The organism is Streptomyces sp. NBC_01255, from assembly GCF_036226445.1.
Classification (GTDB): Bacteria; Actinomycetota; Actinomycetes; order Streptomycetales; family Streptomycetaceae; genus Streptomyces.
In genome coordinates, this window is sequence record NZ_CP108474.1 from 5,257,172 (window position 1) to 5,273,382 (window position 16,211).

Consider the following 16,211-nt stretch of genomic DNA (forward strand, 5'->3'; position numbering starts at 1 on the left):
TTGAATGTGCGTACAAAACCGAAGTACGTTCCTTTGTTTCACCAAGGGGACAGTGGGGGGAGAGCCGTCGTGCAGCACCATGTGCCATCAACACCGGTCACCGGGAGCGACGGCGTACCGTCACAGCCCTCTCCGAAGGACCGGGAGGCCACGGAGCGAGAAGCCACGGAACGAGAAGCCGCGGAGCGAGGGGCCCCGCAACGGGAAGCCGCGCAACGGGAAGCCGGGACGACTCCGACCCCCCGGCCCCGGTCCGGCCCCCTCGCCGCGCTCCGGTCCCCGGCCGCCTTCAACCTCGCCCCGCTCCTCCTCGCCGCCGTTCTCTGGCTGTGGGCGCTGCCCCAGATCGACTTCCGGTCCATCGAGGAGTTCGGCCTCCTCGACCGCTTCCCCCTCGCCTTCTACGCCGCCCTCGCCGTCCTGACCGGCGGCTTCGTCCTCACCCTCCGCCGCGCCGGTACCGCGCCCCTCTGGCCCGCCACCTACTGCGCGGCGATGCTCGTCGCCCTCAAGGCACCGCCCGCGATCCTCTACGACACCGTCCGCTACGCCTGGGCCTCCAAGCACGACGCGATCATCAGCAGGCTGCTCACCGAGGGCACCGTCCACCCCGGGCGCGAGCTCTCCGGCGGCATGTCCGCCTACGACCAGTGGCCCGGCTTCTTCTCCCTCGACGCGGCCCTCGTCCGCGCCTTCGGCGTCGACGCCGCCGCCTCGTTCATCAACTGGGCCCCGGTCGCGCTCGGCCTGCTCACCGTGCCCGTCCTCATCCTCGTCTACCGCACCTTCAGCGACGACTGGCGGCTCGTGTGGACCGGCGTGTGGATCTTCCAGCTGGCGAACTGGGTCGGCCAGGACTACCTCTCCCCGCAGGGCTTCTCCTACCTGCTCTACCTCACCGTCTTCGCCGTCGTCGTCCGGCACTTCGTGCTGCCCGGCTCGGCGGGCGCGCTCCGCGACCGCTCCGGACTCGACCCGGCCGCCGCGGCCGTCCCGCCGCCCACGACGACCCGCCAGCGCGCGGTCGCCGTCCTCTTCCTGGTCCCGATCATCGCCACCATCAACGCCTCGCACCAGCTCACCCCCGTGATGCTGTGCGCGAGCCTCTTCGCCCTCTGCCTCACCCGCCGCTACCGCAACCTCGGGCTCCTCGCCACCACCGGCCTGATCATGCTGGTCTGGAACCTCACCATGGGACGGGAGCTCTTCCTCGACACCCTCGGCACCCTGCGCGAGAAGGCCGGCGACCTCCTCGGCAACTCCCGTCCCGGCTTCGCCGGCGACCCCACCGGCCCCGGCCCGGAACTCGTCGGCAGCGCCAACGTCCTGATGGTCCTCGCCCTCGGCGGCCTCGCCGCCGCCGCTGTCCTGCTCCGCCGCAAGCTGGCCCGCAGCGCCCTGCCGCTGGTCCTGGCCGCCGCGGCGCCCCTCCCGATGTTCGCCGTCAACGACTACGGCGGCGAGATGATCTTCCGCGTCTACCTCTTCGGCCTGCCCGGCTCGGCCTTCTTCGCCGCCGCCGCGCTCGTCCCCGCCGTCGGGGCCGCGAGCCGGGCCGCCGCCATCGCCCGCCGCACGGCCGCCGTCGCCCTGCCCGTCACCCTCGTCGCGCTGCTCGCCGGCTTCCTGCCCTCGTACTACGGCAAGGAGGGCATGCACTACGCGCCGCCCGGCGAGACCGCGCTCACGCGTCGCGCCTTCGACCGGGCGCCCGAGGGGGCCCTGATCCTCGCCGCGACCGGCGCCTTCGCCGACTCGTACTACCGGTACGACCACTACGAGCGCTGGTTCTTCACCGAGCAGGAGGTCGACGAGAACCTCCGCATGCTGAAGGACCCGGCCGGCTACCTCGCCGGCGGCATCCCCGAGGGCCGCCCGGCCTACGTGATCCTCACCCCCACCCAGGGCGAGGCCGTCATCGGCGAGGGCTACCTCCCGGAGGGCGGCTTCGACACCCTCCGCGACGCGCTCAAGAGATCCCCGCTCTTCGAGGTCGTGGAGGAGAGCCGGTACGGACTCGTCCTCCGCTACCGGCCCACCACCACCGGCTGACCCGCCGCCCCGCACACGTCCCGGACCCACGCAGGCACATCCGCACGCACGAGGAGTAGGTACGCCATGACCGGCCCACGTCTGACCCCGCGAGTCCAGCGCAGAGCCGCCCTCGCGGCCTCGGGATGGGTCGCGCTCGCCGCGACCGCGTTCCCCGGCGGCTCCCCGCTGCGCTGGATCCCCGTCCTCGCCTTCGTCGTCCTCGCGCCGGGCCTCGCGCTGCTGCTCCCGCAGCCCCTCGGACTGCGGCCCGGTGCCCGTCTGGAGGCGCTGGCGCTCGCCGCGCCCGTCAGCCTCTCCGTGGCCACGCTCACCGCGACCACCCTGTTCCTGACGAAGACCTTCTCGCTCACCGCCTTCCTCGTCGCCCTCGCCCTCTTCGTGACCATCGCCGCGATCCTGCCCGGGGTGCCGCTGCCGGCCGCCACGCGCGGCGCCGTCGAGCGTGACGGCGCCGGCACCGCCGGGCCTACGTCCCTGCTCGCGGCCCGGTTCCGCAAACGAAGGTCCGGCGCATGACCGGGCGCCACGGCCGGGCCGACCCCTGGACCCGGCTCGTGATCGCACTCGCCGCCGTCGGCGCGCTGACCGCCGGCATAGGCGTCTGGTCGACCCTCTCCGAGGACGACGACCGCTGTGCGCCCGACACCTCGCTCGTCGCACCCTGTGGCGCCTGGTGGGGCGCGTACATCCCGTACGACAGCGACAGTTCGCTCACCCGGCCGGTGTACGCCTTCGAGAAGAAGATCGGCCGCAAGCTCGACCTCGTCTACACGTACCACGACATGTCGGGGAGCAAGGCCGACGGCGAGCTGCTCACCCCCGACGAGCGGGAGCTCGGCCGGGACCGACTCCTCATGCTGGCCTGGGAGTCCACGGTGTGGACCGAGAAACACCACGCCGACTGGACCGAGAAGCAGCTGGGCTGGAAGAACATCGCCGCCGGCACGTACGACACCTCGGTCATCGACCCGCAGGCCCTCCGGGTCAAGGAGTACGGCAAGCGGGTCTTCTTCTCCTTCGACCAGGAGGCCGACTTCCGCATCGAGCAGGGCGCCGGGACCCCGGAGGAGTACGTCGCCGCCTACCGCCACGTCCGCGACCGCTTCGAGAAGCTGGGCGTCACCAACGTGGTGTGGGTCTGGACCGTCTCCGGCTGGCTCGGCAACGACACCCTGATGAAGCGGCTCTACCCCGGCGACGACTACGTCGACTGGATCGGCATGGACCAGTACAACTACTACCTCTGCCACAAGTCGCCGAACTGGCTCGACTTCGACAAGAGCCAGCGCCCCAGCTACGACTGGCTCCGGAAGAACATCTCCGCCGACAAGCCGATCATGCTCTCCGAGTTCTCCACCGCCCCCGACCCGAAGCAGCCCGCACGGCAGCGCGACTGGTACACCGCGATCCCGGGAGTGGCGCCGACGCTGCCGGAGGCGAAGGCGTACGTGCACTGGAACCGTGCCGTGCCCGGGCCCGGGTGCGACCTGACGGTCGACTCAGGGCCGGGCCTGGAGGGTTACCGGATCGCCGGCCAGGACCCGTACTTCAAGCAGCCCCTGCCGCGCCGCTGACCACTCCTAACGGCGGCCCGCCGCCACACCGCGGAAGGCGCAGACCGCCATCGTGGCGCCGGCCAGGCCCAGGAAGAGCGGGAGCGGGGCGGCGGCGAAGGCCTGCTGCCCCGCCCATCCGGCCCAGACGAGCACCCACACCACGCCCGCTGTGACCCGGTCGGCCACGCCGAGGACCCACAGCAACAGGGCCGCGAGCAGCAGGCACAGCGCCTGGAGCACGATCGGGGTCACGACCGCCGCAGGTCCCGCGGCCTCGCCGAGGAGTTCCGCGCCCGGGCCGCCGGCCGCCGCGGGCCCCAGGCCCAGCAGGGGCGGTGCGGTGTGCAGGGCGAGGAAGGTGGCGAGCAGGACCGCTCCGGCGAACGCCGGCCGGAAGGCGCGGAGGCCGACGGCGGCGCCCTGGAGGGCGACGAGCAGCAGCCCCGCGAGCAGCGTGACGGGCGGGAGCGCGGTCAGCAGACCGGTCCCGGAGAGCCGCTCCACGTCGAGGGCGCCGGCCCCGGCGAGCGGGAGCCAGAACAGCACGGCGGCCAGGCCGAGGGACAGCCAGAGCCACAGCCGGAGCCGGGCCGTCGTCCGGTCGGGCCCGTCCGGCCGGTCCGTACCCCCCGCCTCCCGCCGCGCGGGAGTGATCGTCGGCTCGTCCGTCCGCTGCCGGGGTACGTACACGGGGATGCCGAACGCGGGCGTCACCGAGTCGTGCGTCCCCCGCAGATAGGCGCTCTCCCGCGCCCAGTTCGTGCCGTACCCGTCCTCCGCGCGCTCCTTCACCCGCGCGGCCGCCCTGGCCCCCTCGACCGGCGCCCGGCCCTTGAGCGTGGCCCGCAGGCCCGGCACGGACGCCACCGCCATCAGGGTCATCGAGCCGAGCACGGCGTACCCCGCTCCGGCGATGCCGAAGGGCCCGAGGAGGAAGACCGCGCTGCCGAGGACCATCACGCACATCGCGCCCTGGAGCGCGGCGAGCATGCCCGTACGGCCCTGGACGCGCAGCACCCCGATGTACAGCTCGACGGCGACCCGGGGGAGCGCCGCGGCGGCGAGCAGCCGCAGCACGGTCGTGCCGTTCCGGGCGTACTCCCCGCCGAAGGGCGCGAGGATCAGCGGCGCGAAGACGACGAGGACGAGGACCACCGGGACAAGCAGCAGCGCCATCCGGCGCAGCGCTCCCCTGACCCCCTCGGCGAGGGACTCGGGGCTGTGCGAGGCGTGCGCGGTGAGCGAGGAGGCCATGTTGATGGCCATGAACTCCATCGTGCCGCCGACGGTGTAGGCCGTGTAGAAGAAGGCGTTGTGGGCGGCGTCGAAGCGGACGGCGACCATCATCGGCAGCAGGCTGATCATCAGCAGGCTGAAGACCGAGCCGACGGAGTCCCCGGCGAGGAAGCGGCCGATCTCGCGCAGGGTGGGCGGCTCGCGGTCCCGGTCGGCGTGCGCCTGCCGGGGGATCAGGTGCCGGAAGACGAGCCAGCCGACCGGCACGACGGAGAGCACGATGGCCGCCGCCCAGGAGACGAAGACGCCGAGCACCGGCACGCCGACGGCGAGGACGACGAGCAGCACGAGCTTGCCGAGCGAGAAGACGGCGTTGCCGACGGGGACCCAGACGGCCCGTCTGAGTCCGGTGAGGACCGCGTCCTGGAGGGTGAGCAGGGCCCAGCCGATGCTGGCCGCGGTGAAGAAGATCCCGGCGGACACGGTGCCGAGCGGGGCGTACGAGGGTCCCCACCAGTCCAGGGTGAGCAGGAAGACGCCGCAGGCGACGGCCACGACCGCCGTGCTGACCAGGTAGAGGCGGACCACGAGCGGCCCGGTGGCGCGCCCGGCCCGGGGCACGTACCGGACGACCGCGCCCGTCAGCGTCGTCGCGGTCAGCGAGGCGAGCATCCGCTGCGCGGCGATGGCGGCGGAGCCCTGGCCGACGGCCTCCTCCGTGTAGTAGCGGGCCGCGACCAGCCAGAAGCCGAGCCCGAGGGCGGCGGAGACGCCGGTGGAGAGCATCAGCGCGTAGGCGTTGCGGAACATGGAGCTCTCGCCGGATTCGCCCTTCCCGTGCTGCTCCCCGGAGGGTTCCGGCACGGCGTCGGCCGAGGTCTCCCCGGTCTCCGCCGCCGTGCCCGATTCCCGCAGCCGTACGGTGTCGGTCACCGGGCGCCGCCGGGGGCCTCCGACAGGCGCGCCGGCCGGGTCCCGGACGCGCGCAGCACGCCGAGGACCTCGTCCGCGCGGCGCGGGTCCACCGGCAGGGCGTGCCGGGCGAACCGGGCGGCGGCCTCCGGCGCGGGGGAGAGGTCGGTGAACGCCTCGCCCGCGTAGGTGTCGAGCGGCGGGTCGTAGACGTAGCCGGTGGTGATCCGGTGCCGGGCGAGGGCGGCGATCGCCGCGTCCCGGTCCTCGACGAGCAGCGGTACGCGGAACAGCGGCTGCGCCGGCTCGTCCGCCGCCCCGGGCGTGCCGTACTCGCTCGCCAGGAGCAGGGCCGTGCCCGAGCGGTGGGCGGCGAGGACGCCGTCGAGCCGGGCCAGTTTGCGGGTGGTGCGGCGAAGCCGTCCGGGGCCCGGCCGGAGCCGGTAGTCGTGCATGTCGACCCGGACCCAGGAGTGGAAGGGGGCGAGCGCGGGCGCGGCCGGCAGGGCCCGCAGCAGCTCGTCGGCGCGGAGCGGCATCCGGATCTCCTCCCGCTCCTCCATCCCGAGCAGCCGCACCGTCGCGCGCGCGGCCCGTACGAGGCGCATGCCGCGCACGGCGGCCTCCGCGTACGGCCGTGCCAGGTAGGCGAGTTCGCCGGTCGTACGGGTCGGGTGCAGCAACGCGTCGCGCGCGGCGGTGAGTTCCTCGCGCAGCGCCGGGTCGGCGAGGGCGACGAAGCCGCCGGTCTTGGCGGCGGTGTGCTTCGAGAGGCTGAAGACGGAGGCCTCGCCGTACGTGCCGACCGGGCGCCCGCCGACGGTGGAGCCGATCGCGTGGGCCGCGTCCTCGATCAGCGGGATGCCGAGCCGGTCGCAGTGGGCCCGCAGCTCCGGGGCCGGGTCGGGATTCCCGTACAGATTGGTGGTGAGGACCGCGGACAGGCCGCGCCAGACGGACTCCGGGACGGCCGCCGTGTCGATCGACCCGTCCCGGGGGTCGAGCGGTGCCTGCACCGGGCGGAGCCCGGCGGCGAGGACGACGAAGAAGATCACGTCGTCGTTGACCGGTGACATCAGCACCCGGCCGCCGGGCTCGCACCAGTGGCGCAGCGCGAGGTAGAGACCGAAGCGGCACGACGGCACGTAGAGGCACTCCCTGCCCCCGAGCCGGTCGCGCATCCGCCCTTCCAGTTCCGCGTACGCAGAAACCATGTGATTCCCCCCTGAATCCCCGGGCTCAATGTGGCCCAATCCGGACGGCGCGTCAACAAGGCCTTCCGGGCGCGCGATCGGCCTGGTGCGGTGCTGCACGCGCGGTCGTACGGAAGGGCCCGTTCCGGGTCGGCGGATCGAGAACGCGACCGTGAACGGGCCCTTTCCGGAGCCATCTTGACGGCTCGGGGGAGCCGACGGAGGTCATTCCTCCAGAGTGAGACCGCGGCGCAGCCGGGCGAGGGTGCGGGAGAGGAGCCGGGACACGTGCATCTGCGAGATCCCGAGCTCCGTGCCGATCTCGGACTGCGTCATGCCGGAGACGAAGCGGAGGGAGAGGATGTGCCGTTCGCGGGCGGGCAGCGAGGCGATCATCGGCTTGAGGGAGGCGATGTACTCGATGCCGGTGAGCCCGTCGTCCTCGTAGCCGATCCGGTCGGCGAGGGTGCTGTCCCCGCTGCCGGCCTCGTCCTCCTCGGTCTTGGCGTCGAGCGAGCTCGCGGTGTACGCGTTGCTGGCGGTCATGCCCTCGACGACCTCCTCCGCGGAGATCCCGAGCTCCTCCGCGAGTTCGGCGACGGTGGGGGCGCGGTCGAGGCGCTGGGCGAGCGTGTCACCGGCCTTCGCGAGGTCGAGCCGGAGCTCCTGGAGCCTGCGGGGGACGTGCACGGACCACGAGGTGTCGCGGAAGAACCGCTTGATCTCGCCGATGATCGTCGGCATGGCGAAGGTGGGGAACTCGACGCCCCGGGTCAGCTCGAAGCGGTCGATCGCCTTGATGAGGCCGATCGTGCCGACCTGGACGATGTCCTCCATCGGCTCGCTGCGGCTGCCGAACCGGGAGGCGGCGAACTTCACGAGGGCCAGGTTGAGTTCGACGAGCGTGTTCCGGACGTACGCGTGGTCGTGGGTGCCCTCCTCCAGGACGGCGAGCCGCGCGAAGAGCTGCTTCGACAGGGCGCGCGCGTCGACCGCGCCGATGCGGTCGAGGGGCCGGTCGGACAGGTCGTCGCGCATGGCGGGGCGCTGGGCGGGCAGGTGGTCGAGGGGGACTGCTGCCGACGGCGCGTCGGGGGTGCGCGGGACGTCGAGCCGGGGTGACATGGGTCTCCTCCATTGTTCTTCTGCTGCGGTTTGCGGCGCCTCCGAGGCCGGTCGTGTCGGGTGTTCTTTCAGGTGTTCCCTTCTAGCCCTACCTGGTGGACCGCGATGGTTGCAAGTGTCAATAATCCGCTTTGTCACGGTTTATGTAGGCCGCGTGTGCGTCGGAGGGTGCCCCGCTTGTAGGGTTCGACGCACGTCAGTCGGCAGCCGCGAGAGCGAGAAGAGGCACGGCCATGGACCGCCAGCACATCGGCAGCGCGCAGCCCGCGCGGCTGCGGGTCGAGGCCCGGACCGTGGACGCGGGGAGCGAACTCCTCACGCCTGTGGGTGAGCTGGATCACCACACCGCCGAACTGTTGCGCACGCCACTCGACGCCGCGCTCGACGTGGGCCGCTCGCGGCTCGTCGTCGACTGCTCGGGCCTCGACTTCTGCGACTCGACCGGGCTCAACGTGCTGCTCGGCGCCCGGCTGAGGGCGGACGCCGCGGGCGGCGGGGTCCATCTGGTGGCGATGCGGCCCGCTGTCGCCCGGGTGTTCCACATCACCGGTGCGGAGGCCGTCTTCACGCTGCACGACACGCTCGACACGGCCCTCCCCGGCTGAGGCGCGGCGGTCGCTCCGCATCCGCTCCGTACGTCCCACCCCTCTGTCTCGTCAATCGGTGAGGTGAAGCGCTGATGGACCAAGCTTCCGACGTCCGTACGCTCGCCCTCGGCGAGACCAGCGGCACCGTCCCGCTCGCCCGCGACTTCACGCGGTCGGCGCTCCAGGAGTGGGGGTGGCTCCCGGCCGCCACCGCCGACCGCAGGGCCGCCGCCGAGGACGTCCTGCTCGTCGTCTCCGAGCTCGTCACCAACGCCTGCCTGCACGCCGAGGGCCCCGAGCGCCTGCGCGTCCTGCGCGGAGACCAGGTCGTACGCCTCGAAGTCACCGACCGCGGCGCCGGACAGCCCGCGCCCCGCACCCCGCACCGCTCCGGACGGCCCGGCGGCCACGGCATGTTCATCGTCCAGAGGCTCTGCCTGGACTGGGGCATCGACCGCACACCCGGCGCCCCGGGCAAAACGGTCTGGGCCGAACTGGCCGCACCCGCCTGAGTCACCCGCCTGAGGTACTCGCCGAGGCGCCCTCCGCGGGCGCCCCCGGGGACTTTCACAAGTTCACCTGTTCCTCTGCCTTCCCTCCGTGAGGCCCCCGGCGTACCTTGACGGCCAATCTGAAAGACCGTCAGTTACGTTGCGGTGAGGGGTGCTCGGGTGTCCAAGGTGCCGAACCGAAGGAGAACGGCCGCCGGTCTCACGGCGGCGGTCGCGGTGGCGGGCGCCGCCGTGCTGACCGCCGCGCCGACCGCCCAGGCGACCGTCGTCGATGTGAACTACGCGTGCGTGACGAAGATCGGCCCGAAGGACGCCGTCTCGCCCGTCGACATCAAGGCCGTCAAGAGCGGCAGCGGCTACACGATCACGATGTCCTTCGAGAAGGGCGTCTCCGACAGCCCGATCGAACTCCCCAAGGGAGTCATGACCCCGCGCGCCGAGCTCGTCCTCGGCGGGGCCGCGTCGGGCACGGTGAAGGTCAAGGGCACGCCGAACACGGCCGCCATCCCGCCGGACACCCCCATCAAGATCGGCACGCTGACCGGGACGTTCACGCCGACGAAGAACGGCAAGGTCACCTTCACGGCCGGCACCCTCATCGTGCACGCCCTCGGCATGGACGCGGCCGAGTGCAAGCCGAAGAACAACCCCGCGCCCTCGCTGGAGCTCGACGTGACCGGGGTCGCGGGCGGGGACGACACCCCGCCGGCCGAGAACGACAACGGCGAGGACGACGACAACGGCTCCGGGACCGAACTGCCCAAGACCGGCCCGCTCGACTCCGCCCTGGCCCTCGGGACCCTCGGTGGAACCGTCCTGCTGACCGGCGCCGCCGGAGTCCTCTGGCTCACGCGGCGCACGGCACGCTGATGCGGGCGGCGGTGCGCTCCGGGCTCGTGGCCGCCGCGACCGCCCTCGTCGGCGCGGTCGCGGCGGCTCCCCCCGGAGCCCCGGCCTGGACGGCGGCACCCGCCGCCGGACGGCCGTACGCCTATCTGGAGGGCCCCGCGGGGAGCGTCCTCCAGGACACCCTGTCGGTGACCAACCCGGGCGCGCGGCCGCTCACCGTACGACTCGCGGGCGAGGGCGCACCGGTGGCCTTCGCCGCGCGGACCGTCACCGTGCCGGCCAGGACCCGGGCGGACGTGCCGTTCGCCGTGACCGTCACCGCGGACACCCCGCCCGGCGCCCACCGGGGCACCGTCCGCGCCACGGCCGCCGGACGCGAGCTGAGCGTGGAGCTGCTCCTGCGGGTGAGCGGCCCGCGCCTCGCCGCGCTCACCGTCGAGGACGTCCGCGTCGACGAGGCCGCCGGCGGCCTCCGCTACACCCTGGTCAACCGCGGTACGACGGTCCTCGCCCCGACCCTCGCGGTCCGTGCCGAGGGCCTCCTCGGCACGGTCCTCGACCGGCCGGAGCGCGCCCTGCCGCTCACCCTGCGCCCCGGCGAGCGGGTCACCCGCACCGAACCCTGGCCCGATCCGCCCGCCCTCGACTCCGTCACCGTCCGGCTGACCGCCGGCGCCCCCGGCGCGGTCCCCGCGGCCGCCCGTACCGAGGCCGCCTTCGCCGAGGGCCCCGCACTCGCGGGGACGGCGGGACTGCTCCTCGCGGTGGCGGGCGGCGGGTACGCGGCGTGGCGGCGCCGCAGGTCCCGTACCCAGCGAGCCCCGGAGGGAGCGACACCATGAGGACGATCCGTACGGCTGCCGCCGCCCTCCTGGCGGCCCTCGCCCTCGTACTGCCGCCCGCGGTCACCGCGACGGCCGCGCCCGGGCCCGTGGTCGAGCTCTCCCAGGCCGAGGGCGGCAAGGGCGGCACGATCACCGTCAGCGGCAGCGGCTGGAAACCGGGCGCGCTGCTCATGCTCCTGATCTGCGGCCAGTCCGCGCCCGGCAAGGGCATCATCGGCGGCACCAACTCCTGCGCCAACAGCGAGGGCCGGGCCGCCACCGTCGACGCCAGGGGAGCGTTCAGCACGAAACTCCCGGTCTCCGAACCGCCCAAACCCTGCCCCTGCGTGGTGCACGTGGCCGGTGTCACGGGCCAACAGGACGCGGTCGACAAGGCGTTCACGGTCGCCGGACACCCCACGGCCCCGCTCCCCGAGGCCTCGGGCAACGGGCGGCTCGCCGTCCTCGCGTCCGTCCGCCTCGACGGCTCCAGTGGCCTCCTCGTCTGGTTCGGGGCGCCGCCGCGCCGGGAGGTCGTCTTCACCGTCGGCAACCTCGGCTCGGCCGCCGTCAAGGACCCGGTCTTCGAAGTCGGCACGAGCCACGGCGTCTTCGCGCCGCAGTACGAGGAACGCCAGTGGCGCGGCACGATCGAACCCGGCAAGAAGGCCCTGGTCCGGCTCCCGGCCGAACTCACGGCGGGCGCGCACGGCGACTACCAGGTCTCCGTCCGGTACGCGGGCAAGGTCCTCGTCGAGCAGCCGTGGGGGGTGGGCCGCCCCTGGGGCGTGACGCTGTTCTGGGTGCTGCTCGCCGTCGTCGTGCCGGCGGCGCTGTTCCGGATCGGGATGGCCGTGGTCGACCGCGCCCGGCCCGCGGGCCGCCCGACCGCCGGACGCCCGGCCGGCCGCGTTCCCCGCACTCGTACGGCCGCACTGCGCCGCCGTACCCGCACGTCCGTCCCCGCCCCCGCCGACGGCGACGCGAGGGACGACGAACCGACCACGGTCCTGCCGTGGTTCAGCCCTGACTCCGCACCGTCAGCGCCAGAGAGCAGTCCGACGACGAAGGGACATGCGTGAGTACGCAACGGAGGATGAGCGCGGCCGGGGTCGCGCTGATGCTCGGCGGCGCGGGGATCCTGATTTCCGCCGGCCCCGCACAGGCCGCCGAGGTCTCGTACAAGACGGAGTGCATCCCACCGTCCATCTCCGGTCTCCCGCCGGTGCAGGGCACCACGAAGGTGCTCGTCACCGCACCGGCGGAGGCCAAGGTCGGCGACGAGGTCGAGATCGTCTGGAAGACGGTCCAGGCCGCCTCGAAGAACCCCGACGTGCTCGACCTCGGGGCGGACACGGTGAAGCCGAGCGGCGTCCTGAAGGTGGGCGGCGCGGGGAGCGGCACCGTCGCGATGGAGGGACCGCGGAGCAACCCGCCGATCCCCAAGAACAGTCCGATGGTGCTGCCCGAGATGAAGGGGAAGCTGAAGCTGACCGCGGCGGGCGACATCACGCTGACGCCCGACAAGTACACGATCAACGTGTCCAAGCCGCTGTCGACGGACACGAAGTGCACCCCGAAGGAGGCCGTCCCGGTCGCCGCGACGATCAAGGTGACGGCGGCCGGGGGCACCACCTCCGGTGGCAGCTCCGGCTCCAGCACCACGACCTCGGGTGGTTCCAGCACGACCACTTCGGGCGGCAGCAGTACGACGACCTCGGGCGGCAGCAGCACCACGACGTCCGGGGGCAGCAGTACCACCACCTCCGGGGGCAGCAGCACGACCACTTCCGGCGGGCACACGGGCAGCGCCGGTACGGGCAGCTCGACGTCCAGCTCGGGCGGCAGCTCCACCTCTGGCAGCAGCTCCACCTCGGGCGGCAGCTCGACCTCTGGAGGAAGCTCCAGCTCCGCCGGTGGCTCGACCTCCACCGGCGGCTCCTCCGGCGGCAGCGGCGGGCAGACCGACTTCCCGGGCAAGGAAGTCACCGTCGCCTTCACCTGCACGTCCCCCGGCCCGCCGAACATCAACTCCAAGGTGACGATCAGCGCGAAGAAGAACGGCGCCGTCTACGACCTCACCGTCAAGACGGCCAAGGGCGTCATGAACAGCCCGGCTCCCCTCCCCAAGGGCGCTCTCGTCCCCACCATGGCGGTCAAGATCGGCGGGGCCGACAGCGGCACGGTGCTGGTCACCGGCGCCCCCAACCCCACCGCGGTCGAAGCGGGCGCCCCGGTGAGCCTGGAGGACATGAAGGGCACGTACAAGCCCGGCGCGACCGGGAAGTCCACGCTCAGCCCGGGCGCGCTGACCATCAAGGTCACGCTCGGCTCCGCCAAGATGGACATCCCGTGCCAGGTCAAGGGCGCGGTGAACGCCTCCCTTGAGCTGGACACGAGCAAGCAGGCGGGCGGGGCGAGCGGCGGCTCCGACGGCGGTTCGAGCGCGTCGGGCTCCGGCTCGGGCTCCGGCTCGGGCTCGGGCTCCGGCGGCAGCGCGGCGGCCTCCGGCGGCTCCTCCGGTGAGAACCTCGCCGAGACCGGCGCCGAGAGCGACGGCGCCCTGCGCGCCCTCGCCCTGGTCGCGGGCACGGTCATCCTCCTCGGCGGCGCGGTGTTCACCTTCACACCGTGGGCGCGGCTGAGGCGCTGAGAGCGCCGATGAACGGCGAAGGCCGCCGCACCGGAACCGGTGCGGCGGCCTTCGCATGTCCTGCGGGGGACGGCGTCAGTGGACGCTGCCCATGAGCCCTTGGACCTTCTTGCGGTACATGTAGATCGCGAAGCCCGCGAGGACGGCCAATGAGGCTTCCATCGCGATGATCCCTGTCCCGTTGAGGTCGACGCCGGCCAGCGAGAGCAGACCGGTGGTGCAGTCGCCGGCGGTGACGGCGAGGAACCAGACACCCATCATCTGGGAGGCGTACTTCTGCGGCGCCATCTTCGTCGTGACGGAGAGGCCGACGGGGGAGAGGCACAGCTCGCCGATGGTCTGGATCATGTAGATCGAGACGAGCCACATCGGGGAGACCTTGGTGCCGTCGCCCGCCATGTTCATCGGGACGATGAAGACGAAGAAGGACGCGCCGACCAGGACGAGACCCATCGCGAACTTCACGATGGTGTTCGGCTCCTGGTTCTTCCGGGCCAGCCACAGCCACAGCCAGGCGAAGACCGGGGCCAGCGCCATGACGAACAGCGGGTTCAGGGACTGGTACCAGGTGGCCGGGAAGCCGAAGCCGAAGACGCTGTCGGCGGTCTTGCCGTCGGCGAAGAGGGCCAGGGTCGAGCCGCCCTGGTCGTAGATCATCCAGAAGACGGCGGCGGCGACGAAGAACCAGATGTAGCCGGTCATCTTCGACTGCTCGGTCTTGTCGAGGTCCTTGTCGCGCTTGATGCGGACGAGGACGGCGACCGGGATGATCAGACCGGCGAGGGTGATCGGGACGAGCGCCCAGTTCAGGGTGTACATGCCCAGGGCCACGACGACGCCGTAGAAGACGGCGACGAGCACGGCGACGAGCGAGACCTTGACCAGGATGGCCTTCCGCTCCTCGGAGGAGAGCGGGTTCGGGACGAGGTTGCTCTTCGGGCTCAGGCTCTTGCTGAAGGACAGGAAGCACGCGAGGCCGAGCGCCATGCCGGCGGCGGCGAGGGCGAAGCCCAGGTGCCAGTTGACCTTCTCGCCGATCGTGCCGACGACGAAGGGCGCCACGAAGGCACCCAGGTTGATGCCGATGTAGAAGAGCGTGAAGCCACCGTCACGGCGCGGGTCGTCCGGGCCGTCGTAGAGGTGGCCGACCATCGTCGAGATGTTGGCCTTGAGGAGACCGGAGCCGGCCGCGACGAGCGCGAGGCCGACGAAGAACATCGCCTGGCCGGGGAGGGCCAGCGAGACGTGACCGGCGATGATCACGAAACCGGCGATGGTGACGGTCTTGCGGGCGCCCCAGACGCGGTCGCCGAACCAGCCGCCGGGCATGGCCATCAGGTAGACCATCGACACGTACACGGAGTAGATCGCCGTGGCCGTGGCCGCGGTCATCGCGAGGCCGCCGCCCTGGCTGCCGGTGGCCGCGTCCGCGCCGCCGGAGACCAAGTACAGAACGAGAAGAGCCCTCATGCCGTAGTAGGAGAAGCGCTCCCACATCTCGGTGAAGAAGAGGGTGGCCAGGCCGCGGGGGTGGCCGAGGAACGTCTTCCCGGAACCAGGGGTTCCGGTCGAAGCCGTCGTCAGGCTGGACGCCATGTCGATCCTTGCTCTGTCGGGACGCTCGCCTTGTGAGCGGGGTGCGCCCGGTGGGGGAGGCCGGCACCGGCAGAGCCGTTGGACTCCGCCGGGATCCACGCCCCGGGAGGCGCGTCATCGCGTCCCGGAACCCGGCCCACAGGTCGTTCACTGTCTTCGAGGATCGGCGGAGCCGACCTCACGCAGAAAGAGGACCTTGGCGCATGAAGCTGGCCAAAGGTCCCCGATTACCGCTACAGACGTCGAGCCACCATACGACACGACAGTGCCGGATATGGAAGGACTTGAGAGATGGATCACAGGCGGTAATGCAACCACGCAAGGCCATTCCAAGGTCATGAACAGGATGCCCACAGGATACGGAGGGGTCACCCGGGCCGAACGGATCCCGCCACGGCCCGGTGGCCGTGCGGACTACCATCACCCCATGACCCGTGTACTGCTCGCCGAGGACGACGCATCCATCTCGGAACCGCTGGCCCGTGCCCTGCGGAGAGAGGGGTACGAGGTCGAGGTCCGCGAGGACGGTCCGACCGCCCTCGACGCCGGACTCCAGGGCGGCGTGGACCTGGTCGTACTCGACCTGGGGCTGCCCGGCATGGACGGCCTGGAGGTCGCCCGGCGGCTGCGCGCCGAGGGCCACGCGGTCCCGATCCTGGTCCTCACCGCGCGGGCGGACGAGGTCGACACCGTCGTCGGGCTCGACGCGGGCGCCGACGACTACGTCACCAAGCCCTTCCGCCTCGCCGAGCTCCTCGCCCGGGTCCGGGCCCTGCTCCGGCGCGGCTCCAGCGAGCCCGTCGTCGCCCCCTCGACCCACGGCGTACGGATCGACGTCGAGTCGCACCGCGCCTGGATGGGCGACGAGGAGCTCCAGCTCACGGCCAAGGAGTTCGACCTGCTCCGGGTCCTGGTCCGGGACGCCGGCCGGGTCGTCACCCGCGACCAGCTGATGCGCGAGGTCTGGGACACCACCTGGTGGTCCTCCACCAAGACCCTCGACATGCACATCTCCTGGCTCCGCAAGAAGCTCGGCGACGACGCCGCCAACCCGCGCTACATCGCCACCGTGCGCGGAGTCGGCTTCCGCTTCGAAAAGAGCTAGGAAAGCGT

The 16,211-nt window shown here is 72.3% G+C and carries 14 protein-coding genes; 10 read left to right on the top strand and 4 right to left on the bottom strand.

Going from position 1 to position 16,211, the window contains the following annotated elements; translation table 11 throughout:
- Positions 1-69 precede the first annotated feature (69 nt).
- The 3 genes from OG357_RS23885 to OG357_RS23895 all read left to right on the top strand — a co-directional run bounded on the left by OG357_RS23885 (position 70) and on the right by OG357_RS23895 (position 3,629).
- Positions 70-2,052 (top strand): hypothetical protein, encoded by a 1,983-nt coding sequence (locus OG357_RS23885; protein ID WP_329623095.1) that lies wholly within the window; start codon positions 70-72, stop codon positions 2,050-2,052.
- Between the two features lie 66 nt (positions 2,053-2,118).
- Complete coding sequence (locus tag OG357_RS23890) at positions 2,119-2,571, top strand: hypothetical protein (RefSeq protein WP_329623096.1); 453 nt, start codon at positions 2,119-2,121, stop codon at positions 2,569-2,571.
- The gene (locus OG357_RS23895) at positions 2,568-3,629 is read left to right on the top strand and encodes a glycosyl hydrolase (RefSeq protein ID WP_329623097.1); all 1,062 of its coding nucleotides are present in this window, start codon (positions 2,568-2,570) and stop codon (positions 3,627-3,629) included. Before OG357_RS23890 ends, OG357_RS23895 begins: the two co-directional genes overlap by 4 nt.
- Positions 3,630-3,635: 6 nt before the next feature.
- Here the strand turns inward: OG357_RS23895 and OG357_RS23900 are convergent, their stop codons facing one another.
- The 3 genes from OG357_RS23900 to OG357_RS23910 form a co-directional block, all read right to left on the bottom strand.
- A complete protein-coding gene (locus OG357_RS23900; protein WP_329623098.1) occupies positions 3,636-5,780 on the bottom strand; it encodes a lipopolysaccharide biosynthesis protein in 2,145 nt (714 codons plus the stop codon).
- Positions 5,777-6,973, bottom strand: coding sequence for a DegT/DnrJ/EryC1/StrS family aminotransferase (locus OG357_RS23905; RefSeq protein WP_329623099.1), 1,197 nt, complete (start codon positions 6,971-6,973; stop codon positions 5,777-5,779). Before OG357_RS23905 ends, OG357_RS23900 begins: the two co-directional genes overlap by 4 nt.
- A gap of 204 nt (positions 6,974-7,177) precedes the next feature.
- Entirely contained in the window at positions 7,178-8,077 is a 900-nt protein-coding gene (locus OG357_RS23910; protein ID WP_329623100.1) for an RNA polymerase sigma factor SigF, read from the bottom strand.
- A gap of 233 nt (positions 8,078-8,310) precedes the next feature.
- Here OG357_RS23910 and OG357_RS23915 point away from each other — a divergent pair, with 233 nt between their 5' ends.
- The 6 genes from OG357_RS23915 to OG357_RS23940 all read left to right on the top strand — a co-directional run bounded on the left by OG357_RS23915 (position 8,311) and on the right by OG357_RS23940 (position 13,502).
- Entirely contained in the window at positions 8,311-8,682 is a 372-nt protein-coding gene (locus tag OG357_RS23915; RefSeq protein WP_329623101.1) for an STAS domain-containing protein, read from the top strand.
- 74 nt (positions 8,683-8,756) lie between these two features.
- Positions 8,757-9,176, top strand: coding sequence for an ATP-binding protein (locus tag OG357_RS23920; protein WP_329623102.1), 420 nt, complete (start codon positions 8,757-8,759; stop codon positions 9,174-9,176).
- Between the two features lie 168 nt (positions 9,177-9,344).
- The gene (locus tag OG357_RS23925) at positions 9,345-10,046 is read left to right on the top strand and encodes a peptidase (RefSeq protein WP_329625678.1); all 702 of its coding nucleotides are present in this window, start codon (positions 9,345-9,347) and stop codon (positions 10,044-10,046) included.
- Positions 10,046-10,867: a COG1470 family protein gene (locus OG357_RS23930; RefSeq protein ID WP_329623103.1), complete on the top strand. Its 822-nt coding sequence runs from the start codon at positions 10,046-10,048 to the stop codon at positions 10,865-10,867. Before OG357_RS23925 ends, OG357_RS23930 begins: the two co-directional genes overlap by 1 nt.
- Positions 10,864-11,931 carry a hypothetical protein gene (locus OG357_RS23935; RefSeq protein ID WP_329623104.1) on the top strand — a complete coding sequence of 356 codons (1,068 nt, stop codon included), beginning with the start codon at positions 10,864-10,866 and terminating at the stop codon, positions 11,929-11,931. The genes OG357_RS23930 and OG357_RS23935 overlap by 4 nt, the downstream gene beginning before the upstream one ends.
- 14 nt (positions 11,932-11,945) lie before the next feature.
- Entirely contained in the window at positions 11,946-13,502 is a 1,557-nt protein-coding gene (locus OG357_RS23940) for a hypothetical protein (protein WP_329623105.1), read from the top strand.
- A 75-nt stretch (positions 13,503-13,577) separates the two neighbouring features.
- Here the strand turns inward: OG357_RS23940 and OG357_RS23945 are convergent, their stop codons facing one another.
- The gene (locus tag OG357_RS23945; protein ID WP_329623106.1) at positions 13,578-15,098 is read right to left on the bottom strand and encodes a peptide MFS transporter; all 1,521 of its coding nucleotides are present in this window, start codon (positions 15,096-15,098) and stop codon (positions 13,578-13,580) included.
- 427 nt (positions 15,099-15,525) lie between these two features.
- On the opposite strand from OG357_RS23945, the gene OG357_RS23950 reads away from it, so the two are divergent.
- Positions 15,526-16,203 carry a response regulator transcription factor gene (locus OG357_RS23950; protein ID WP_024757648.1) on the top strand — a complete coding sequence of 226 codons (678 nt, stop codon included), beginning with the start codon at positions 15,526-15,528 and terminating at the stop codon, positions 16,201-16,203.
- The last annotated feature ends 8 nt before the right edge of the window (positions 16,204-16,211 follow it).